This is a genomic window from Exiguobacterium sp. FD-YE-25-4 (assembly GCF_057004685.1).
The window spans coordinates 2,839,537-2,861,905 of sequence record NZ_CM168041.1; the positions used below are offsets into that span (position 1 = coordinate 2,839,537).

Below are 22,369 nucleotides of genomic sequence, written 5' to 3' on the forward strand. Positions count from 1 at the left end.
TCGAACCGCCCGAGAATCATGTAGTAATTATTTCTTGCGACGACGAAGAATGTACATGTCGCTCGATTTGTTTTTCTTACGAGTTTTAAGACCAAGAGCTGGTTTACCCCAAGGAGTAAGTGGGCCCGAACGACCGATTGGCGCACGACCTTCACCACCACCGTGTGGGTGATCAACCGGGTTCATTACAGAACCACGTACTGTTGGGCGTTTGCCTAACCAACGTGAACGTCCTGCTTTACCGATGTTTACGAGTTCGTGTTCTTCGTTACCAACTGAACCGACTGTCGCGCGGCAAGTGCCGAGGAACAAGCGTGATTCACCTGATTGAAGACGAACGATGACGTACTTGCCGTCACGTCCTTGGATTTGTGCCGATGCACCAGCCGCACGAACAAGCTGACCGCCCTTACCAGGCTTAAGCTCGATGTTGTGGATAGTAGTACCGACAGGGATGTTCACGAGTGGAAGAGCGTTCCCCACTTTGATATCCGCCTCAGGACCAGACATGATTTCCATGCCTACTTTGATGCCCTTAGGAGCGAGGATGTAACGTTTCTCACCATCTGCATAGTTGATGAGGGCGATGTTCGCTGAACGGTTTGGATCGTATTCGATCGTAGCAACGCGTCCGACGATGCCATCTTTGTTACGTTTGAAATCGATGATACGGTATTTGCGTTTGTGCCCGCCACCTTGGTGACGTACAGTCAAACGACCTTGGTTGTTACGACCGCCTTTTTTCGAAAGCTTTTCAGTTAACGATTTTTCAGGACGGTTCGTTGTGATCTCTGCAAAGTCGAGAGATGTCATGTTACGGCGACCGTTAGTGGTCGGCTTAAACTTTTTAATTGCCATCGAGGATTCCCTCCTTTTCTTCTAAGGTAGTAAATTAACCGAGGAAGTCGATTGTGTTGCCTTCAGCAAGGGTTACGATCGCTTTTTTACGACGAGCTGTGTAACCAGAGTGACGACCGACACGTTTCGCTTTCGGTTTCATGTTCATTGTGTTTACCGAAGCAACTTTCACATTGAAGATTGTTTCGATAGCGTACTTCACTTGCGATTTAGTCGCTTTAACGTCGATCTCGAAAACGTATTTGTTAGCTTCCATGAGGCTAACAGAACGCTCAGTGATGATAGGACGTTTGATGATATCGTATGCTTGAGCCATTATGCAAGCACCTCCTCTACCTTCGCAACCGCATCTTTAGTGAAGATGACTTTGTCGTTAGCAACGAGGTCAAGAACGTTAACGCCTGCTGCCTCGATCACAGTCACTCCTGGGATGTTACGAGCTGCGAGAGCGATAGTCTCATTGTAGTCCGCTGTGACTACAAGAGCCTTACGTTCTACTGACAAGCTGTTCAAAACAGCAGCCATGTCTTTTGTTTTTGGTGCATCGAAAGCAAGGCCTTCGAGGACGATCATTTCGTTGTTTTTCACTTTCGACGAAAGCGCCGAGAGAAGTGCTAAACGACGAACTTTTTTAGGAAGCTTGTAAGAGTATGAACGTGGTGTTGGACCGAAGACTGTACCACCACCAACCCATTGTGGTGAGCGGATAGAACCTTGGCGCGCACGACCAGTTCCCTTTTGTTTCCATGGTTTACGGCCGCCACCGCGTACTTCCGAGCGACCTTTCGTATCGTGAGTACCTTGACGGCGTGATGCTTGTTGCATGACGATCGCGTCGTAAAGTACTGAGTCGTTAGGCTCGATACCGAAAATGGCTTCTGCCAATTCGATCTCGCCAACTTGTGAACCTGTTTGGTTAAGCAAAGCTACTTTAGGCATTCGTAATTCCTCCTTTCCGTGCAGTTAATTAGTTACCTTTTACCGCTGTTTTGATGATGACGTTCGACTTGCGAGCGCCTGGGATTGCGCCTTTAACGAGTACAAGGCCGCGTTCCGCGTCAACTTTGACAACTTCAAGGTTTTGAATCGTTTTACGCTCGCCACCCATTTGACCAGGAAGAAGCTTCCCTTTAAATACGCGGTTAGGAGCTACAGGACCCATCGAACCAGGACGACGGTGGTAGCGCGAACCGTGAGCCATTGGTCCACGTGATTGTCCGTGACGCTTGATCGCACCTTGGAATCCTTTACCTTTCGATGTACCTGTTACGTCTACTAATTCACCTGCAGCGAAAATGTCCGCCTTGATCTCTTGACCGATTTCGTATCCTTCTACTGAAGTACGAATCTCTTTCATGAAGCGCTTAGGTGTCGCGTTTGCTTTCGCAGCGTGACCTTTTGCCGGTTTGTTTTGACGTGATTCTTTGATGTCGCCGAAACCGAGTTGAACTGCTTCGTAACCGTCTGTTTCAACTGTTTTAAGTTGAAGCACAACGTTTCCTTCGACAGCAACTACTGTTACCGGTACGACTTCGCCTGCTTCGTTGAAGATTTGAGTCATACCAAGTTTTGTTCCTAAGATTCCTTTAGCCATGAGATACACCTCCTGTTTAATAATTATTGTCTCTTCTGGCTAGTATCTACTATATGAAGAATTAAAGTTTGATTTCGATGTCAACACCTGATGGTAATTCGAGGCGCATAAGCGCATCAACCGTTTTTGGTGTTGGGTTAACGATGTCGATCAAGCGTTTGTGTGTACGCATCTCGAACTGCTCACGAGCATCTTTGTACTTGTGAACCGCACGAAGGATCGTGTAGATCGATTTTTCAGTTGGAAGCGGGATTGGTCCCGAAACCTTTGCACCTGAACGCTTCGCAGTATCAACGATTTTCTCAGCTGATTGATCGAGTACGCGATGGTCGTATGCTTTTAAACGAATACGGATTTTTTCATTTGCCATGTAAGTTTCCCTCCTTTGTCGCCTATTTTTAAAAATAGACAGTTCTCCGCGGAAATTTCCACACCGGCCATGGCAAAGCTGCCTGGCGTGTCATAACCTCCCGCTTCATCGCAGCGTGCTTGTGTCAGCAGAGGTATCCGATCATTGCAAATCAACGATTGGACCCGATTTCTGCTGTAAAGTCTCTCACCACTCGCACAAACACTTAATCATTATATCGAATCTACATATGAAATGCAAGATTTGATTTTTAAATTGCGCCGGATGTCTGATGAGTTGTTCAACGTTCACTAATGTAACAAGATTTGAACCCATTTGCAAGCTATTTTCCTTCTTTTGTTGAACTATTTGTTACAAGAACCGCCATGCCAACTCTACCTAGCGTTTCATACGTGCTCCGAAGCGTTCCGTGACGGATTCGATGACCGAGGCTGGGGCTCGTTTCAAGCAGGTTTGGACGATCGTTTCATTCATTGGATGAGTCTCGAAGTATTGACTTAACCGTTCAAGCTTATCGATACGGTTCATTACCGTATACAGTACGACCCACTCTTCGAGATGCATCCAACTGCCGACCGGTTCAATATATGGATGTGTATAGATCCCATCGGTGCACTTCATCCGAAAGCTGGCCATCACATCAATGTCTCCGCCCTCGAACTCATATTCGCCAAAATAGGTCGTCACGTAATCTGGATGAGGCGTCGACTCGACTTTCTTTCCAGCACGGCTCAGTACTTGATCGACTCGCTCGAATTGATCCGGTTCGACAAACACATCCAAGTCGTTCGCCGTTTCAATTAGCCCATGATGCTTCAGTAACGTCGACCCACCGAACCGACACGCGATCCCGTTCAGCCGACATAACGTTTCGACTTGCTTCTCCATCTTCGTCTCCCCTTTCGTTCGACATATGTCCCATCTTACCACGTCTTGCCACAAAACAAAAAAGCAGCCCGCAAAATGCGGACTGCTTGAAAGGTCAGTGAATCAATCGATTACTCGATGATTTCAGTTACTGAACCAGCGCCTACTGTACGGCCACCCTCACGGATTGAGAAACGTGTTCCGTCTTCGATCGCGATTGTAGAAATCAATTCGATCGTCAACTCGATGTTGTCTCCTGGCATTACCATTTCAGTACCTTCTGGAAGGTGAACGATACCTGTTACGTCAGTTGTACGGAAGTAGAACTGCGGACGGTAGTTCGCGAAGAATGGCGTGTGACGGCCACCCTCTTCTTTAGAAAGAACGTAGATTGAAGCTTTGAATTTTGAGTGCGGCGTGATTGAACCTGGCTTAGCAAGTACTTGTCCACGCTCGATGTCTTCACGTGATACACCACGGAGAAGAGCACCGATGTTGTCGCCAGCTTCAGCGTAGTCGAGAAGCTTACGGAACATCTCTACACCAGTACATACAGTTTTCTTAGTTTCTTCTGTAAGACCAACGATTTCAACTTCGTCGTTGACGCGGAGAACACCACGCTCAACACGACCAGTCGCTACAGTACCGCGACCAGTGATTGAGAATACGTCCTCAACTGGCATCATGAATTCTTTGTCCGTGTCACGAACTGGCTCAGGGATGTACTCATCAACTGCGTTCATGAGTTCCATGATTTTTTCTTCCCACTGAGCTTCGCCGTTAAGCGCGCCAAGTGCTGAACCTTTGATTACAGGGAGGTCGTCGCCTGGGAAGTCATATTCAGAAAGAAGTTCACGGATTTCCATTTCAACGAGCTCAAGGAGTTCTTCGTCGTCAACCATGTCAACTTTGTTCATGAATACGACGATGAAAGGAACACCTACTTGACGTGAAAGAAGGATGTGCTCACGTGTTTGTGGCATTGGGCCATCAGTTGCCGAAACAACGAGGATCGCGCCGTCCATTTGTGCAGCACCAGTGATCATGTTTTTAACATAGTCAGCGTGACCTGGGCAGTCAACGTGTGCATAGTGGCGTTTTTCTGTTTCGTACTCGATGTGAGCTGTTGCGATTGTGATACCGCGCTCACGCTCTTCAGGAGCACCATCGATTGCGTCAAACTTTGTAGCTGTTTTCCCTTGTGCTTTTGAAAGTACAGCTGAGATCGCTGCAGTCAAAGTTGTTTTACCGTGGTCGACGTGGCCGATTGTACCAACGTTAACGTGCGGTTTAGAACGGTCGAATTTTTCTTTACCCATTCTAGATTCCTCCTCTATTAGACAATTAGTTTTTTATTTAACTAGGAAGACGTAGGCTACTTTTAACATACGTCCTCCTTAGCTTACAACAATCAATTAAGCGTTACAACCGTTATTAGCCGTTCGCTTTTTTGATGATTTCTTCTGCGATTGACTTCGGTACTTCTTCGTAGTGATCGAAGTGCATCGAGTACGTTCCGCGTCCTTGCGTACGTGAACGAAGCGATGTCGCATAGCCAAACATTTCTGAAAGTGGAACCATTGCTTTAACGACTTGAGCGTTACCGCGTGCTTCCATACCTTCTACGCGTCCACGGCGTGACGTGACGTCACCCATGATGTCTCCCAAGTATTCTTCTGGGATGACAACTTCAACACGCATCATTGGCTCAAGGATAACAGCTTTCGCTTGCTCCTTAAGTTGTTTAACCGCCATCGAAGCAGCAACTTTAAACGCCATCTCGTTCGAGTCGACATCGTGGTACGATCCGAAGACGAGGGCAGCTTTAACGTCAACTACTGGGTAACCAGCGAGGATACCGTTTTCGAGAGCTTCTTCAATCCCGTTTTGAACAGCTGGGACGTATTCACGTGGTACAACACCACCGACGATCTTGTTCTCGAATGCGAATCCAGCGCCTTCTTCGTTCGGCTCGAATTCTACGACAACGTGACCGTACTGACCGCGTCCACCAGATTGACGTACGAATTTCGAATCGATCTTCGCAGCGCCACGGATTGTCTCACGGTAAGCAACTTGTGGTGCACCGACGTTTGCTTCTACTTTGAATTCGCGACGCATACGGTCAACGAGGATATCAAGGTGAAGCTCACCCATACCAGAGATGATCGTTTGACCAGTCTCTTGGTTTGTTTCAGTGCGGAAAGTTGGATCCTCTTCTGCGAGTTTCGCGAGGGCTTGACCCATCTTGTCTTGGTCAGCTTTCGATTTAGGCTCGATAGCGACCGAGATAACTGGTTCTGGGAATGTCATTGACTCGAGAACGACGTTGTCTTTCTCTGAGCAAAGTGTATCACCAGTCGTAGTATCTTTGAGACCAACAGCCGCGGCGATGTCACCAGCGTATACCATTGGAATCTCTTCACGGCTGTTCGCGTGCATTTGAAGGATACGACCGAGGCGCTCACGCTTACCTTTAGTCGAGTTCTTCACATACGAACCAGCTTGTGCTGTACCAGAGTACACACGGAAGAACGTCAATTTACCGACGTAAGGATCCGTCATGACTTTGAACGCAAGTGCTGAGAACGGCGCGTCATCTGAAGGCTCACGCGTGATTTCTTCTTCTGTGTCGAGGTTGATCCCTTTGATTGACTCAACATCAACTGGTGATGGGAGGTAATCAACAACAGCGTTCAACATCAATTGAACACCTTTGTTTTTGAAGGCCGAACCAACGAGTACAGGGTAGAATTCTACGCTGAGTGTTGCTTTACGAATACCAGCTTTGAGTTCGTCGATTGAGATCTCTTCGCCTTCGAGGTATTTCATCATCAACTCTTCGTTGTAGTCTGCGACCGCTTCGATCAATTGACCGCGAAGTTCTTCAGCTTGGTCAGCCATGTCAGCTGGGAAGCCATCTGTTACTTCGATGTCAGTACCGAGGTCGTTCGAGTACATGTACGTCTTCATTTCGACGAGGTCGACGATTCCTTTGAATTCGTCTTCCGCACCGATTGGAAGTTGGATTGGGTGTGCATTTGCATGCAAGCGCTCGTGAAGTGTTTTCACCGAGTACAAGAAGTCCGCACCGATCTTATCCATCTTGTTGACGAATACGACACGTGGAACACCGTAAGTCGTCGCTTGACGCCATACAGTTTCTGTTTGTGGTTCAACACCTGACTGAGCGTCAAGTACTGCAACTGCGCCATCAAGTACACGGAGTGAACGTTCAACTTCAACCGTGAAGTCTACGTGTCCAGGTGTATCGATGATGTTTACACGGTGGCCATTCCACTGTGCAGTTGTCGCAGCAGAAGTGATCGTGATTCCACGCTCTTGCTCCTGCTCCATCCAGTCCATTTGTGAAGCTCCTTCATGAGTTTCACCAATTTTATGGATACGACCTGTGTAATAAAGAATACGTTCAGTTGTTGTCGTCTTACCGGCATCGATGTGAGCCATGATCCCGATGTTACGAGTATTCTTTAGGGAGAATTCTCTTGCCATACTGGGTATTCTCCTTCCGCATGTGTTTTTCGTGTGCTGGCACACGATATGATTATACCCGAAAGCCACTCCATTAAGCCACCGCTTGGTGACGTGGAGTGGTCTTTACGTTTAACTTACCAACGATAGTGAGCAAACGCTTTGTTCGCTTCTGCCATCTTATGCATGTCTTCGCGTTTCTTAACAGACGCACCAGTGTTATTGGCTGCATCCATGATTTCATTCGCGATACGTTGCTCCATCGTTTTCTCGTTGCGGAGACGAGCGTAGTTCACGAGGTAACGAAGACCAAGTGTCGTACGGCGCTCTGGACGAACTTCAACAGGAACTTGGTAGTTTGCTCCACCAACACGGCGAGCTTTAACTTCAAGTACAGGCATGATGTTGTTCATTGCTTCTTCGAACACTTCCATAGGCTCTTTGCCTGAGCGTTCAGCGATGAGGCCAAATGCGTTGTAAATGATAGTTTGAGCTGTACCTTTTTTACCGTCTAACATGACACGGTTAATGAGGCGAGTTACCAATTTCGAGTTGTAGATCGGATCTGCGATAACGTCACGACGTTCTGCACGGTTTTTACGCATCCGAGTACCCTCCTTTCAAAATTTCAGTAGTTTTTAGTTTTGCGAGAATTACTTCTTCGCAGCTTTCGGACGTTTCGTACCGTATTTAGAACGGCCTTGCATACGTCCGTCCACACCTGCAGTGTCAAGCGCACCACGAACGATGTGGTAACGTACCCCTGGTAAGTCTTTTACACGTCCTCCACGGATAAGAACAACGCTGTGCTCTTGAAGGTTGTGGCCAATACCTGGAATGTACGCAGTCACTTCGATTTGGTTAGTCAAACGAACACGAGCATACTTACGTAATGCCGAGTTCGGTTTCTTCGGAGTCATTGTACCAACACGTGTACAAACACCACGTTTCTGTGGCGAGCTCACGTTAGTTTGTGACTTGATGAAACTGTTGTAACCTTTGTTAAGTGCTGGAGAGTCAGATTTAACGACTTTCGATTTACGTCCTTTACGGACTAACTGGTTGATAGTAGGCATCTTTGAAGATCCTCCCTTCCTGAATTATGCTATTTTCTAGACCCACCGACCCGGGTGGTTCATTTAAGGTCATAACGAAACGCTTTTACGAGGCGTAGGCATTCCATGACCTCGCAAAAACGTGAGTTATACCTTGAAAGTGGCAATAATAGCAGCCAAACCTTTCCGAAGAAAGATCGGGTGACGTCCGAGTAGCTTGCCGACTGCTGGACACCGTTGTCATCGACAACAACCGATTGGCGGCACTAAATCATAGTAGCACCGCCAACCTATGCTGTCAAGACGTTTTTATTCTACAGTCGTGTCTTCGAGGACGGCTTTCGTCTCATCTTCTTTGAGCTGTACATCGCGGTAAACCGGCATCCCAGTACCAGCTGGAACGAGTTTCCCGATGATGACGTTCTCTTTGAGTCCGAGAAGATAGTCGCGCTTGCCTTTGATGGCAGCATCTGTCAACACACGAGTTGTTTCTTGGAACGAAGCGGCCGAGAGGAACGAATCTGTCTCAAGCGACGCTTTTGTGATTCCGAGAAGGACCGGTTTCGCTGTTGCCGGGCTCTTGCCTTCGCGGAGCGCATCTTTACATGCTTCTTTGAAGACGCTGATGTCGACGAGCGAACCAGGGAGGAGCGGCGTATCACCAGACTCGATGACTTTGACGCGGCGAAGCATTTGGCGAACCATAACTTCGACGTGTTTGTCGCCGATCTCTACCCCTTGCATCCGGTAAACTTTTTGTACTTCTTGGAGAAGGTAGTTTTGTACGCCAGATACACCACGGACGGCGAGCAATTCTTTCGGATCGATCGAACCTTCCGTGAAGACTTCCCCAGCTTCTACCGTATCTCCGATTTGAACACGAAGACGTGCTCCAAACGGAATCGTGTACGTACGTGTCTCGCTAAGTCCTTCGACCGTGAGTTCACGTTTGTCACGCGATTCTGTGAAATCGATGACCGTACCCGGGATTTCCGAGATGACCGCTTGCCCTTTCGGGTTACGAGCCTCGAATACCTCTTGGATACGCGGAAGACCTTGTGTGATATCATCTCCGGCTACCCCACCTGTGTGGAAGGTACGCATTGTAAGCTGCGTTCCTGGCTCACCGATTGATTGCGCGGCGATGATTCCGACAGCTTCGCCGACTTCAACGTTCGAGCCAGTCGCCAAGTTGCGGCCGTAACATTTTTTACATACGCCGTGTGACGTGTTACATGTAAAGGCTGTCCGGATTTCAACTCGTTCGATTCCAGCGTCGACGATGTCGCGAGCGAGATCTTCGGTAATCAATTGGTTCTTCTCGACCATGACTTCACCCGTTTCCGGATGTGCCACTGTCTCGAACGCTGTACGGCCGACGAGGCGGTCATACAAGTTTTCGATTTCTTCCGTGCCTTCGCGGAGAGCGGCGACGCGGATACCGCGGTCCGTTCCACAATCTTCTTCACGGATGATGACATCTTGGGCTACGTCAACGAGACGACGTGTCAAGTAACCTGAGTCAGCCGTCTTAAGGGCTGTATCGGCAAGACCTTTACGCGCACCGTGTGTCGAGATGAAGTATTCCTGTACCGTCAGACCTTCACGGAATGAAGATTTGATCGGAAGTTCGATGATGCGGCCAGATGGAGCGGCCATCAAACCACGCATCCCTGCGAGCTGCGTGAAGTTGGACGCGTTACCACGGGCACCTGAGTCAGACATCATGAAGATTGGGTTCAAGCGATTGAGGGATTTCATCAATCGTGATTGAATCTCATCTTTCGCTTCGTTCCAAGAGCGTACAACGCGCTCGTAACGCTCATCTTCAGTGATGAGACCGCGACGGAATGACTTCATGATTTGATCGACTTGGGCTTGCGCTTCATCGAGAATTTCTTGTTTGTCCGGAAGAACGATGATATCAGCGATTCCGACCGTCACACCGGCTTTCGTCGAGTGTTTGAAGCCGAGATCTTTCATCCGGTCAAGCATGCGGCTTGTTTCAGTCGTTTCAAACTTCTGGAACACTTCCGCGATGACTTTTCCAAGGAATCCTTTTTTGAACGGTTCGATGAGTGGACGTGAGGCGATTTCTTCCGCCACGTTGGCACCTTTGTCGATGAAGTACTTATCAGGCGTTGCTTCCTGCAAGTTTTCCATCGTCGGTTCGTTCAAGTATGGGAACGTGTTCGGTAAAATCTCGTTAAAGATCATCTTACCGACCGTTGTGATCAACAATTTCTCGTTTTGCTCATCTGTGAACGTCGGGTTGTTGAGCGTCCGTGCTGGAAGAGCCACACGTGTATGCAAGTGGACGTAGCCATTTTGATACGCGATGAGCGCTTCGTTCACGTTCGACAACACTTTCCCTTGTCCGATGGCATCGTCGCGTTCAAGCGAGATGTAGTAGTTACCGAGGACCATATCCTGCGATGGTGTAACGACTGGTTTTCCATCTTTCGGGTTCAAGATGTTTTGCGCCGCGAGCATAAGAAGACGAGCTTCGGCTTGCGCTTCGGCAGAAAGTGGTACGTGGACCGCCATTTGGTCACCATCGAAGTCGGCGTTGTAGGCCGTACATACGAGCGGGTGAAGACGAATCGCACGACCCTCGACGAGAATCGGTTCGAAAGCTTGAATCCCTAGGCGGTGAAGCGTAGGGGCACGGTTCAAGAGAACCGGGTGCTCACGAATGACTTCTTCGAGGACGCCCCAGATTTCTGGTTGCATCTTCTCAATCTTACGTTTGGCGTTCTTGATGTTCGAAGCAATGCCGCGACCGACAAGTTCTTTCATCACGAACGGTTTGAAGAGTTCAAGCGCCATCTCTTTCGGGAGACCACACTGATACATCTTCAAGTTCGGTCCAACGACGATAACTGAACGTCCTGAATAGTCGACCCGTTTACCAAGAAGGTTTTGACGGAAACGACCTTGTTTCCCTTTCAACATGTGTGAAAGTGATTTCAATGGACGGTTACCTGGACCTGTTACCGGACGACCACGACGACCATTGTCGATGAGGGCGTCAACCGCTTCTTGAAGCATACGCTTCTCGTTTTGCACGATGATGTTCGGCGCGCCGAGGTCGAGCAAACGTTTGAGACGGTTGTTACGGTTGATGACTCGACGATATAAATCGTTCAAGTCAGATGTCGCAAAGCGTCCACCGTCGAGCTGCACCATCGGGCGAAGCTCAGGCGGAATGACAGGAAGTACTTCAAGGATCATCCAATCTGGATCATTGCCTGATGTGAAGAATGCATCGAGCACTTCAAGGCGTTTGATCGCACGTGTACGACGCTGACCTTGAACTGTCTTCAATTCTTCGCGGAGTTCTCCGACTTCCTTCTCGAGTTGCACGTCTTGAAGGAGTGTCCGGATTGCTTCCGCACCCATGTCTGCTTTGAAGTCACTACCGTATTTTTCACGGTAGAGACGGTATTCTTTTTCCGAGAGAAGTTGTTTCTTCTCGAGCGGAGTGTCACCTGGCTCCGTCACGACGTACGACGCGAAGTAGATCACTTCTTCGAGTGCACGTGGTGACATGTCGAGAACAAGCCCCATTCGGCTTGGAATCCCTTTGAAGTACCAGATGTGCGAAACTGGTGCCGCGAGCTCGATATGGCCCATACGCTCGCGACGCACTTTCGCTTTCGTCACTTCAACGCCACAGCGGTCACAAATGACTCCTTTATAACGGATCCGTTTGTACTTTCCGCAGTAACATTCCCAGTCTTTCGTAGGACCGAAGATTCGTTCACAGAACAATCCGTCCTTCTCTGGTTTGAGTGTACGATAGTTGATCGTTTCCGGCTTTTTGACTTCCCCGTAAGACCACGAACGGATCTTCTCAGGTGAAGCCAAGCCGATTTTCATATATTCAAATCGATTAACATCTACCAAGGGGCCGACCTCCCTTTTCGCCTTATTCCTCTTCCGTAACAGTCGGTTGAACGACTTGTTCTAACGCCGATGTTGCGTTCGGGATGTTGTCGTCATCTTCATCTTTCATTTCAACTTCTTCATCGTCCGCAGACATCATCTTGACTTCCATACCGAGCGCTTGGAGCTCTTTGATCAAGACGCGGAACGACTCAGGAACGCCCGCTTTCGGAACGCTCTCACCTTTCACGATGGCCTCGTATGCTTTCACACGGCCAACCGTGTCATCCGACTTGATTGTAAGGATCTCTTGGAGCGTGTAGGCTGCGCCGTACGCTTCAAGTGCCCATACTTCCATCTCACCGAAACGCTGTCCACCGAACTGTGCTTTACCACCGAGCGGTTGTTGTGTGACGAGCGAGTATGGTCCTGTCGAACGAGCGTGAAGTTTATCATCAACCATGTGCGCGAGTTTGATCATATACATGACACCGACCGAGACGCGGTTATCGAACGCTTCACCAGTACGACCGTCATAGAGACGAGTCTTGGCATCTTTGTCCATTCCAGCTTCTTCAATCGTTGCCCATACGTCTTCCTCACGCGCACCATCGAATACAGGTGTCGCCACTTTGATGCCGAGCTTTTTAGCCGCCATTCCAAGGTGGAGTTCGAGTACCTGACCGATGTTCATCCGCGATGGTACACCTAGTGGGTTAAGCATGATGTCAATCGGTGTGCCGTCCGGCATGTATGGCATGTCTTCTTCAGGGAGGATCCGCGAGATAACACCTTTGTTACCGTGACGTCCCGCCATCTTATCCCCTTCGTGAATCTTACGTTTTTGAACGATGTAGACACGAACCATTTGGTTCACGCCTGGTGAGAGTTCGTCACCGTTTTCACGATCGAACACTTTGACGTCCAAGATGATGCCGTCGCCGCCGTTTGGTACACGGAGTGACGTATCACGGACTTCACGTGCTTTCTCACCGAAGATCGCGTGCAAGAGACGTTCTTCCGCCGTCAATTCAGTCACGCCTTTAGGCGTTACTTTACCGACGAGGATATCGCCATCCTTGACTTCCGCACCGATGCGGATGATTCCACGATCGTCCAAGTTGCGAAGCGCGTCATCGCCGACGTTTGGAATATCACGTGTGATTTCCTCAGGTCCGAGTTTCGTGTCGCGTGATTCTGACTCGTACTCTTCGATATGAATCGATGTGTACACGTCATCTTTCACGAGACGCTCACTCATGATGATCGCATCCTCATAGTTGTAACCGTCCCATGTCATGAAGGCGACAACGACGTTACGGCCGAGCGCGAGCTCACCCATATCCATCGATGGACCGTCAGCAAGGATTTCTCCTTTTTCGACACGGTCGCCAGCAGCGATGATCGGCTTCTGGTTGTAGCATGTCCCTTGGTTCGAACGGACATACTTTTGAAGTTTGTAGCGGTCAAGGTCACCCGACACCTCAGAACCGTTCACGTCAGACGTGCGGCGGACCAAGATTTCGCGCGCTGTGACACGCTCGACGACACCTGGGAATTTCGCGATAATCGCGGCTCCAGAGTCTTTCGCTGACACGTACTCCATACCAGTACCGATAATCGGTGAATCAGGTTGGAGAAGCGGTACAGCTTGACGTTGCATGTTCGCTCCCATGAGGGCACGGTTCGAGTCATCGTTCTCGAGGAACGGGATACATGCCGTCGCGGCAGAAACAACCTGTTTCGGCGAAACGTCCATGTAATCGACTCGGTTTGGCTCAACTGACAAGTTTTGTCCGCGGAAACGGCAAAGGACTTGTTCGTTGGCGAAACCGCCTTCTTCTGTGAGCGGCATGTTCGCCTGGGCGACGACGTAGAGATCTTCTTCATCCGCCGTCATATATTGAATCTCGCTCGTGACGAGACCTGTTTCTGGGTCGACTCGACGGTACGGTGCTTCGATGAAGCCGTACTCGTTTACTTTCGCATAAGACGAAAGCGAGTTGATGAGACCGATGTTCGGTCCTTCTGGTGTTTCGATTGGACACATCCGACCGTAGTGCGAATAGTGAACATCTCGAACTTCGAAACCGGCACGCTCACGTGTCAAACCACCCGGTCCAAGTGCAGAGAGACGACGCTTGTGCGTGAGCTCTGCGAGCGGGTTTGTTTGGTCCATGAACTGTGACAACTGCGAGCTACCAAAGAACTCTTTTAGCGACGCGATTACCGGGCGAATGTTGATGAGTGCCTGTGGTGTGATCGCGTTTTGATCTTGAATCGACATCCGCTCTTTAACAACACGTTCCATACGAGAAAGCCCGATCCGGAATTGGTTTTGGAGAAGTTCTCCGACTGAACGAAGACGACGGTTTCCTAGGTGGTCGATGTCATCTGTTGTTCCGACTTCGTGTAGCAAGTTAAAGAAGTAGTTGATCGATGCGATGATATCAGCCGGCGTGATGTGTTTCACGCTGCGGTCGATATTGCCGTTACCGATAATGTTCAAGATACGCTCTCCATCTGGGTCATCTGGTGAGATAACTTTGATCGATTGAAGACCGAACGGTTCACCTTCAGCGACGCCGCCTGTCGGCTCAGCATCCATATAACCGAGGCCGTTTTCCAAATGTGGAAGAACGCGGTCAAGGTTGCGACGATCGAGGATTGTTCCAGCTTCAGCGATGACTTCGCCTGTTTCTGGATCAACGAGCGTCTCGGCCAATTTTTGACCGAAGAGACGGTTTTTAAGATGAAGTTTTTTGTTCATCTTGTAGCGACCGACGTTTGCAAGGTCGTAACGTTTTGGGTCGAAGAAACGAGATACGAGAAGTGACTTCGCGTTCTCAACCGTTGGTGGTTCACCAGGGCGGAGACGCTCGTAAATTTCGATCAACGCTTTTTCTGTTGATTCTGTATTATCTTTTTCAAGGGTATTGCGAAGATATTCATCATCCCCGAGAAGGTCGATAATCTCTTGGTCCGTACCGAATCCGAGGGCACGCAACAACACCGTTACCGGGATCTTACGGGTACGGTCGATACGAACGTAAACGATATCTTTAGCATCTGTCTCAAGTTCGAGCCATGCACCGCGGTTCGGAATGACTGTCGCACCGAAACCACGCTTACCGTTTTTATCGAGTTTAGCGTTGTAATAAACGCTCGGCGAACGAACAAGCTGGGAAACGATAACGCGTTCTGCACCGTTAATGATAAACGTTCCCGATTCTGTCATGAGTGGGAAATCTCCCATGAACACTTCTTGTTCTTTGAGCTCACCTGTTTCTTTGTTTTGCAGACGTACTTTTACGCGCAATGGCGCAGAGTAAGTAACGTCTCGCTCCTTCGATTCATCAATCGAATACTTCGGCTCACTGAGCGAATAATCGATGAACTCGAGCACAAGGTTTCCAGTGAAGTCGGAGATTGGCGAAATGTCCGTAAACATCTCTTTCAATCCTTCACGTAAGAACCACTCGTAAGAAGCAGTTTGAATTTCAATCAAATTCGGAAGCTCTAATACCTCACTGATACGGGCAAAGCTTCTTCTCTGACGGTGACGACCGTACTGAACAAGTTGACCAGTCAACTGATTCACCTCTCAGACCCCCAATTCTCTATCGAATTTTTCGGGCGTAATAATCGAACATTGTCATTGAATGTCGTCTCTTTTCCGCGTCTAAAAAGCGGCAAACGCGGCAGTTCAAGGCGAATTCCATTCCAATGGCATTTTATAATGTTAGCATATACGTTATAGCGAGTCAACAAGACTTCACCGTTTGTCAAGAGCGAATTGCTCGGAAAATGAAATAGCCTTTTTCTTTCACAACCGTCTCGACTTGACCAAACACATCTTCAAGCAACTTCTTGGCAGAAGGCGCTCCTTGTTTCTTTTGGATGACGACATAGAGCGCTCCACCTACAACGAGATGCGCATGCGCGCCTCGCAGAATCGTGTGGACCACTTGCTTTCCGGCCCGAATTGGCGGATTGGTCACGATTGCGGCGAACTGTTCGTCACCGACCGCGTCGTAAGCGTGGCTGAGCCGCGTCTCGATCGTCACTCCGTTCTGGGCGGCGTTTTGCTCTGACAAGGCAAGCGCTCGCTCGTTCACGTCGACGAGGAGTGCTTCACGCCCAGAGGCATCGGCAAGCGAGATCCCCATCGGACCGTAGCCACAGCCCACATCTAAAATGCGCCCTTCGACGTCAGGCACTTCAAATGATTCGATTAAGAGACGTGACCCAAAATCGACCGATCCTTTCGAGAACACGCCGCGGTCCGAGGTGAAGCGATATGTCTTCCCTCGCAACTCGTACGTCCATGTCTCAGGGGCACTTTTCGAACTAGGGTCGTTCGTATAGTAATGATCTCCCATGCATTGAACCTCCTAACCCACTCTTCAAGGAAATAAAAGAAGCTCGCCATAGCGAGCTTCTATAGGTTGTGAAGTAAAAGTTGGATTACTTAACTTCGACAGTTGCGCCAGCTTCTTCAAGCTTAGCTTTGACTGCGTCTGCGTCTTCTTTAGAAACGCCTTCTTTGACTGGAGCCGGAGTTCCGTCAACGAGTGCTTTCGCTTCTTTAAGACCGAGGCCTGTAAGTTCACGAACTGCTTTGATGACGTTGATTTTACCAGCGCCAGCGTTTGTGAGGATTACGTCGAATTCAGTTTGCTCTTCAGCTGCTGCTGCGCCTGCACCTGCAACTGCTACTGGAGCTGCTGCTGATACGCCGAATTCTTCTTCGATTGTTTTTACGAGTTCGTTAAGTTCGAGAACCGTCATTGATTTGAGGTCTTCGATGAATTGCTCTTTGTTGAAAGCCATTATGGTTTTCCTCCTTTGATGTTGTAAAGATTGGTTTTGGTTACGCTACGAGACAAAAATTAAGCAGTTTGCTCTTCTTTTTGTTCTGCGATTGCGTTTGTTGCGACTGCGAGCCCACGGATTGGAGCTTGAAGGACGCTGAGAAGCATCGAGAGAAGACCATCGCGTGATGGAAGTTCTGCAAGGGCTTTAACTTCTTCGAGTGAAGTTACTTTGCCTTCGATGATTCCGCCTTTCAATTCGAGCGCTTTGTGCTCTTTCGAGAAGTCGTTCAAGATCTTCGCAGGGGCAACAACGTCTTCGTTAGAGAAGGCGATTGCTGTAGGACCTGTGAAGACTTCGTCAAGACCTTCGAAGTTCGACTGAACTGCCGCGCGGCGAAGAAGACCGTTTTTGTATACTTTGAACTCGATTCCAGCGTCACGGAGTGATTTACGGAGTGTAGTCACTTCTTCAACTGTAAGTCCACGGTAGTCAACAACGATTGTTCCGACGCTCGCTTGCATTTTTTCAGCGATCTCATCGACGAGTGCCGATTTTTGAGATACGATTTTTTCGCTTGCCATGTGTTTGCACCTCCTAGTCAATTCTTATACCGGACGAGAGGCTGCTCTCCAAAAAGAAATCCCTCGTATGAAGACATACGAGGGCGTAATTGTTTGAAAGTAAACCTGTGACAACAGGCTCAAGTTCGAGCAAAGACACCTCGGAAGGGTTTACGGACCGATGTCCACCTTCTGTCTACGGTAATCCAACATATTCGGTTGAACGTGTATTACTTTAACAGCGGTATCACACGTTGTCAACAGTTTATTTCAAGTAGATTACTTGATGAAGTCGGCAGTCGCGACACGGATTCCAGGACCCATTGTCGAAGAAAGCGCGATGTTTTTAAGGTAAGTTCCTTTTGCAGTAGCAGGCTTCACTTTCATGAGTGTCTCGATGATTGTCTCGATGTTCTCAGAGAGTTTTGTTGCTTCAAATGACTTCTTACCAACTGGTACGTGGATGTTACCGGCTTTGTCAACGCGGTATTCTACTTTACCAGCTTTGATGTCCGCGATTGCTTTCGCAACGTCGAACGTGACTGTGCCTGTTTTCGGGTTAGGCATGAGGCCTTTTGGTCCGAGAACGCGACCAAGTTTACCAACTTCACCCATCATGTCAGGTGTCGCAACGATTACATCGAAGTCGAACCATCCTTGTTGGATTTTAGTGATGAACTCAGAGTCACCGACGTAGTCAGCGCCAGCCGCTTCAGCTTCTTTAACTTTTTCGCCTTTTGCGAAGACGAGAACTTTTTGTGTTTTACCAGTACCGTGTGGAAGTACGACGGCACCGCGGATTTGTTGGTCCGCTTTCTTCGGATCTACGCCGAGACGGACAGCAACTTCGATTGTTTCATCGAATTTAGCAGTAGCTGTTTTCTGAACGAGTTCAACGGCCTCAGCGAGTTCGTATGACTTCATGCGGTCAACAAGCTTAGCTGCTTCTTGGTGTTTTTTACCCATGATTCTTTTCCTCCTTGTGGTTAGCGGAATTTCCTCCCACATAATGAAGGGATTGAAGGTGAGCATAATATTCACCGACAATCCCAGAGACTAATAAATTAGTCTTCGATTACAATACCCATACTACGCGCAGTACCTTCAACCATAAGCATCGCTGTTTCAACAGACGACGCGTTAAGGTCAGGCATTTTAAGTTCAGCGATTTCGCGAACTTTATCACGCTTAACCGTTGCTACCTTCTTACGGTTTGGTTCACCAGAACCGCTCTCGATACCAGCAGCTTTCTTCAAAAGAACTGCAGCTGGTGGAGTTTTCGTAATGAATGTAAACGAACGATCTTCGTATACCGTAATGACTACAGGAATAATCAATCCGGCTTGGTCTTGTGTACGAGCGTTGAACTCTTTACAGAATCCCATGATGTTAACACCTGCTTGACCAAGTGCTGGACCTACTGGTGGTGCTGGGTTAGCTTTACCAGCTGGGATTTGAAGTTTAACGAGTTTAGTAACTTTTTTCGCCACGAGACACACCTCCTTAAGTCTAAAATGTGGTTTCTTGGACGTTGTGCGCCCTCCCACTCAATCTATTAGGTCGAGTTTGTACCGAAATATAGCACAACATCAAACATTTCCGATTGTACCATCCGTTTCCGAGAATGGCAAGTGGGTATTAGTTAATTTTCTGAACTTGTTCGAAATCAAGCTCAATTTTTGTTTCACGGCCGAACATGTCAACGACAACTTTGAGCTTCTCTTTATCGGCTTCGATTTCATCAATCGTACCTTCAAAGTTCTCAAATGCGCCTTCTTTGACACGGACGAGGTCGCCGAGTTCGTAGTTGTAACGATCTTTCTTCTCGATGAGACCCATCTGTGACAAGACGTTCGTCACTTCGTCCGGTTGAAGCGGGATCGGCTTGGCGCCGCCGCCTGTTGAACCGAGGAAGCCGGTGACGTTCGGCGTGTTCCGCACGACATACCACGAGTCGTCAGTCATGACCATCTCGACGAAGACGTAACCTGGGAAGCTCTTCACTTCTTTTTCTTTAATCTTCTTCTCGCCACTCTTGAGCGTGACTTCTTCTTGCGTTGTTTCAGTCGGAACGAGGACGCGGAAAATTTTATCTTCCATGTTCATCGAACCGATCCGACGTTCTAGGTTTTCTTTGACGTTGTTTTCAAATCCAGAATACGTCTGGACAACAAACCATTGTTTCTCCACGGCTTTCACCTCTTTCCTTAGTTGATTAATAGGTTGACGAGATAGCTGACACCAGTATCTACGCCGAACACGAACAGGCCGATCACGACGACCGTCGCGATGACCGTGATGGTATATTTTGTGAGCTCTTTACGAGTCGGCCAACTCGTTTTCTTTAACTCTTTCCATACATCGCGCAAAAAGTTCATGGTAGCTTCCTCCTACGTTGAATGCCAATCTACATTACTTCGATTCTCGGTGTGTCGTATGCGCATTGCAACGCCGACAGAACTTTTTCAGCTCGAGCCGTGTCGTCACGTCGTCTTGTTTCATGGTCGAATAACCGCTCGACCCGCAATCTGAACACGCGAGACTTACTTTCTTTGCCATTCATGAGCGCCCCTTTCGACAGCTCTCCTATAAAAAAGAGCGAAAAAAAAACGCCTCCTGTAAATGGCGTCTACGGACAAGGCGCTGCCTTAAAAGTATCACATAGGAGGCGTGCGGTCAATATCGGTTAGCTCGTCATCGTTTTGACGTCGACATGCCGCTCAAACTTTTTCTTCACGCGCTGTAACGCATTATCAATCGATTTCACATGACGGTCGAGGTCGTCCGAGATTTCTTGGTACGAACGGCCGTCCAAATAAAGACGCAACACTTTTCGTTCCAAGTCACTCAGGAGCTCTTCCATCTTTTCTTCCATGAACAGTTGTTCTTCTCGCGTCACGAGCAAATCCTGCGGGTCCGTCGGATGCGGCGGCAAGATCACATCGAGCAGTGTCCGATCCGACTCGTCGTCAAAGATTGGCTTGTCGAGCGAGACGTAAGAATTGAGCGGGATATGCTTTTGACGGGTCGCCGTTTTGATGGCAGTGATCATTTGACGGGTGATGCACATCTCGGCAAAACTTTTAAACGAGGCGAGCCGCTCATCGCGGTAATCCCGGACACCTTTATACAGACCGATCATGCCTTCTTGCACGATGTCCTCGTGATCGGCACCGATCAAAAAGTAAGACCTTGCCTTCGCCCGGACGAAATATCGGTAACGTTCAATCAAAAACTCAAGAGCGTCGCTATCCCCCTCATTACGCGCAAGAAAGACCAGCTCTTCGTCGGACATGCTTTCAAATTGCTCGTATGGCCATCCGTTCATGTTTCATACCCCCCGGCGATTGATGAACTTATGTAAGTTTGTGCTCTCATTATAGGCGTCGGTTAAAACGACCGTCAAATAAAATTCTAAAAATTCCGTCAATTACATATCGTGTAACTCATACATCTATTAGTATACAACATTTCTTTCCAAATAAATGTCAAATTAAAAACAAAAGACGAGTCCATTTGATGAACTCGTCTGTGATATCCTTCACCGCCTTATTTACGACGGCGTATTTCTTCCAATCGGGCTCTTATGTCTGGTGAAAGGTCAATCGTTTTTCGATTCGACCGGTCCTGTTCGAGTGCCGACCGTTCTTTTTCAATCAACACCTGGGCGTGCTTCCAATCCTTCAGTAACTCATTGGCAGGAACCCGGAGCGCTCCTTGTCCGAAGATAACCCACTGTTCGGTGAAGTCGTTCGTCGCGACAAACAACGTCACGAGCCGATCATCGACAAGGGCGTGCGCACGGCGTTCAATCCATTCATCCGCCGTCTCGTTTTCTTTCGTATAGACGACCGCGACACGACTCTGATTCGCTTTCGATTCCCGCCCGTATCGCATATGGGCATCGAAGACGATTGTCACTTCGCGACCCGTGACCGCTTGGTACTCGGCCATCGCTTCAATCAAATCGTTTCGCGCTTTCTCAAAATCGATGTCGCGCAGCTTTCGAAGGTGCGGCCATGCGCCAATAATGTTATATCCATCCACGAGGAGCAATTCCCGTTTCTTGATGCTCATGACAATGGGTTACGTGAGCGATGCACTTCATACAAGAGAAGCGCGGCCGCGACCGAGGCGTTCAGCGATGTGACGTGACCGACCATCGGCATGTGGACGAGGAAGTCACACGATTCGCGTACGAGGCGGCTCATCCCTTTACCTTCACTACCGATGACAACGACGAGCGGCATGTTCCCATCGAGGCGACGATAATCTTGGCTCTCGCTCGCGTCTGTCCCGACAACCCATAGTCCTTTCTCTTTCAGTTCTTCAAGCGTCCGCGTCAAGTTTGTGACGCGTGCGACCGGAATGTACTCGATCGCGCCTGTCGAAGCTTTCGCCACCGTCTGCGTCAAACCGACCGAGCGGCGCTTCGGAATGATAATCCCGTGCGCCCCGACCGCATCCGCTGTCCGCAAAATCGAACCGAGGTTATGCGGGTCTTCGAGTTCATCGAGCAGGATGAACAACGGCGTTTCTCCTTTTGACTCGGCAAGGGCGAACATATCTTCGATCGACTTATATTCGTAGGCGGCGACCGCAGCGACGACACCTTGGTGATGTTCGCTACCGGCCATCTTCTCGAGTTTCGTTTTCGGGACGAACGAGACTTGAACCGATGCCTCGTTGGCCATGCCGATGATTTGAGCGAGCGGCCCTTTCTGTTGCCCTTCCATAATAAAGACCTTGTTCATATCGCGACCGCTCCGGAGCGCTTCCATCACCGGGTTGCGCCCGTAAAGGAAGTCGATTCCTTCCTCGAGCACGTCGACTTCTTGATAGTCTGGTCGTTCTAGTTTTTGACGCT

The 22,369-nt window shown here is 48.9% G+C and carries 23 protein-coding genes and 1 other annotated feature; all 23 genes read right to left on the reverse strand.

The features are described from left to right. Positions 1 to 27: 27 nt before the first annotated feature. Positions 28 to 858 carry a 50S ribosomal protein L2 gene (gene rplB, locus AC13H5_RS14725; protein WP_034781701.1) on the reverse strand — a complete coding sequence of 277 codons (831 nt, stop codon included), beginning with the start codon at positions 856 to 858 and terminating at the stop codon, positions 28 to 30. 34 nt (positions 859 to 892) lie between these two features. Further along, complete coding sequence (gene rplW / locus AC13H5_RS14730; protein WP_034781704.1) at positions 893 to 1,174, reverse strand: 50S ribosomal protein L23; 282 nt, start codon at positions 1,172 to 1,174, stop codon at positions 893 to 895. Next, entirely contained in the window at positions 1,174 to 1,797 is a 624-nt protein-coding gene (gene rplD / locus AC13H5_RS14735) for a 50S ribosomal protein L4 (RefSeq protein WP_034781706.1), read from the reverse strand. Before rplD ends, rplW begins: the two co-directional genes overlap by 1 nt. 28 nt (positions 1,798 to 1,825) lie before the next feature. Next, the gene (gene rplC / locus AC13H5_RS14740; RefSeq protein WP_034781707.1) at positions 1,826 to 2,452 is read right to left on the reverse strand and encodes a 50S ribosomal protein L3; all 627 of its coding nucleotides are present in this window, start codon (positions 2,450 to 2,452) and stop codon (positions 1,826 to 1,828) included. Between the two features lie 61 nt (positions 2,453 to 2,513). Next, positions 2,514 to 2,822: a 30S ribosomal protein S10 gene (gene rpsJ / locus AC13H5_RS14745; RefSeq protein ID WP_012727678.1), complete on the reverse strand. Its 309-nt coding sequence runs from the start codon at positions 2,820 to 2,822 to the stop codon at positions 2,514 to 2,516. A gap of 378 nt (positions 2,823 to 3,200) precedes the next feature. Beyond that, on the reverse strand, positions 3,201 to 3,710 hold the full coding sequence (locus tag AC13H5_RS14750; RefSeq protein ID WP_214755080.1) for a nucleotidyltransferase family protein: 510 nt from the start codon (positions 3,708 to 3,710) through the stop codon (positions 3,201 to 3,203). 110 nt (positions 3,711 to 3,820) lie between these two features. After that, the gene (tuf, locus tag AC13H5_RS14755; protein ID WP_131437953.1) at positions 3,821 to 5,008 is read right to left on the reverse strand and encodes an elongation factor Tu; all 1,188 of its coding nucleotides are present in this window, start codon (positions 5,006 to 5,008) and stop codon (positions 3,821 to 3,823) included. Between the two features lie 115 nt (positions 5,009 to 5,123). Further along, a complete protein-coding gene (gene fusA, locus AC13H5_RS14760; protein WP_214755078.1) occupies positions 5,124 to 7,202 on the reverse strand; it encodes an elongation factor G in 2,079 nt (692 codons plus the stop codon). A gap of 116 nt (positions 7,203 to 7,318) precedes the next feature. Next, positions 7,319 to 7,786: a 30S ribosomal protein S7 gene (gene rpsG / locus AC13H5_RS14765; RefSeq protein WP_021066600.1), complete on the reverse strand. Its 468-nt coding sequence runs from the start codon at positions 7,784 to 7,786 to the stop codon at positions 7,319 to 7,321. Between the two features lie 48 nt (positions 7,787 to 7,834). Further along, positions 7,835 to 8,257 (reverse strand): 30S ribosomal protein S12, encoded by a 423-nt coding sequence (gene rpsL / locus AC13H5_RS14770; protein WP_012727683.1) that lies wholly within the window; start codon positions 8,255 to 8,257, stop codon positions 7,835 to 7,837. 288 nt (positions 8,258 to 8,545) lie between these two features. Further along, the gene (rpoC, locus tag AC13H5_RS14775; RefSeq protein ID WP_034781713.1) at positions 8,546 to 12,145 is read right to left on the reverse strand and encodes a DNA-directed RNA polymerase subunit beta'; all 3,600 of its coding nucleotides are present in this window, start codon (positions 12,143 to 12,145) and stop codon (positions 8,546 to 8,548) included. Between the two features lie 22 nt (positions 12,146 to 12,167). Further along, entirely contained in the window at positions 12,168 to 15,716 is a 3,549-nt protein-coding gene (gene rpoB, locus AC13H5_RS14780; RefSeq protein WP_034781750.1) for a DNA-directed RNA polymerase subunit beta, read from the reverse strand. Positions 15,717 to 15,909: 193 nt separating this feature from the next. Next, entirely contained in the window at positions 15,910 to 16,506 is a 597-nt protein-coding gene (locus tag AC13H5_RS14785; protein ID WP_034781715.1) for a class I SAM-dependent methyltransferase, read from the reverse strand. A gap of 85 nt (positions 16,507 to 16,591) precedes the next feature. Further along, the gene (gene rplL / locus AC13H5_RS14790) at positions 16,592 to 16,957 is read right to left on the reverse strand and encodes a 50S ribosomal protein L7/L12 (RefSeq protein ID WP_024372175.1); all 366 of its coding nucleotides are present in this window, start codon (positions 16,955 to 16,957) and stop codon (positions 16,592 to 16,594) included. Positions 16,958 to 17,016: 59 nt separating this feature from the next. After that, complete coding sequence (gene rplJ / locus AC13H5_RS14795) at positions 17,017 to 17,523, reverse strand: 50S ribosomal protein L10 (RefSeq protein ID WP_034781718.1); 507 nt, start codon at positions 17,521 to 17,523, stop codon at positions 17,017 to 17,019. A 45-nt stretch (positions 17,524 to 17,568) separates the two neighbouring features. Further along, positions 17,569 to 17,722, reverse strand: a sequence feature (ribosomal protein L10 leader region). A 59-nt stretch (positions 17,723 to 17,781) separates the two neighbouring features. Continuing rightward, a complete protein-coding gene (rplA, locus tag AC13H5_RS14800; RefSeq protein ID WP_034781720.1) occupies positions 17,782 to 18,468 on the reverse strand; it encodes a 50S ribosomal protein L1 in 687 nt (228 codons plus the stop codon). A gap of 98 nt (positions 18,469 to 18,566) precedes the next feature. Further along, positions 18,567 to 18,992 (reverse strand): 50S ribosomal protein L11, encoded by a 426-nt coding sequence (rplK, locus tag AC13H5_RS14805; RefSeq protein WP_021066593.1) that lies wholly within the window; start codon positions 18,990 to 18,992, stop codon positions 18,567 to 18,569. A gap of 148 nt (positions 18,993 to 19,140) precedes the next feature. After that, positions 19,141 to 19,692: a transcription termination/antitermination protein NusG gene (nusG, locus tag AC13H5_RS14810; RefSeq protein WP_034781725.1), complete on the reverse strand. Its 552-nt coding sequence runs from the start codon at positions 19,690 to 19,692 to the stop codon at positions 19,141 to 19,143. Positions 19,693 to 19,709: 17 nt separating this feature from the next. Further along, positions 19,710 to 19,880 (reverse strand): preprotein translocase subunit SecE, encoded by a 171-nt coding sequence (gene secE / locus AC13H5_RS14815; protein WP_012727692.1) that lies wholly within the window; start codon positions 19,878 to 19,880, stop codon positions 19,710 to 19,712. Positions 19,881 to 19,914: 34 nt separating this feature from the next. Then, complete coding sequence (gene rpmG / locus AC13H5_RS14820) at positions 19,915 to 20,061, reverse strand: 50S ribosomal protein L33 (protein WP_034781727.1); 147 nt, start codon at positions 20,059 to 20,061, stop codon at positions 19,915 to 19,917. Between the two features lie 127 nt (positions 20,062 to 20,188). Beyond that, positions 20,189 to 20,830, reverse strand: a complete 642-nt coding sequence (gene sigH / locus AC13H5_RS14825) for an RNA polymerase sporulation sigma factor SigH (RefSeq protein ID WP_034781729.1) — start codon at positions 20,828 to 20,830, stop codon at positions 20,189 to 20,191. A 221-nt stretch (positions 20,831 to 21,051) separates the two neighbouring features. Then, positions 21,052 to 21,579: a YacP-like NYN domain-containing protein gene (locus AC13H5_RS14830; RefSeq protein ID WP_034781731.1), complete on the reverse strand. Its 528-nt coding sequence runs from the start codon at positions 21,577 to 21,579 to the stop codon at positions 21,052 to 21,054. Continuing rightward, on the reverse strand, positions 21,576 to 22,328 hold the full coding sequence (gene rlmB, locus AC13H5_RS14835) for a 23S rRNA (guanosine(2251)-2'-O)-methyltransferase RlmB (RefSeq protein WP_034781752.1): 753 nt from the start codon (positions 22,326 to 22,328) through the stop codon (positions 21,576 to 21,578). Before rlmB ends, AC13H5_RS14830 begins: the two co-directional genes overlap by 4 nt. Positions 22,329 to 22,369 lie beyond the last annotated feature (41 nt).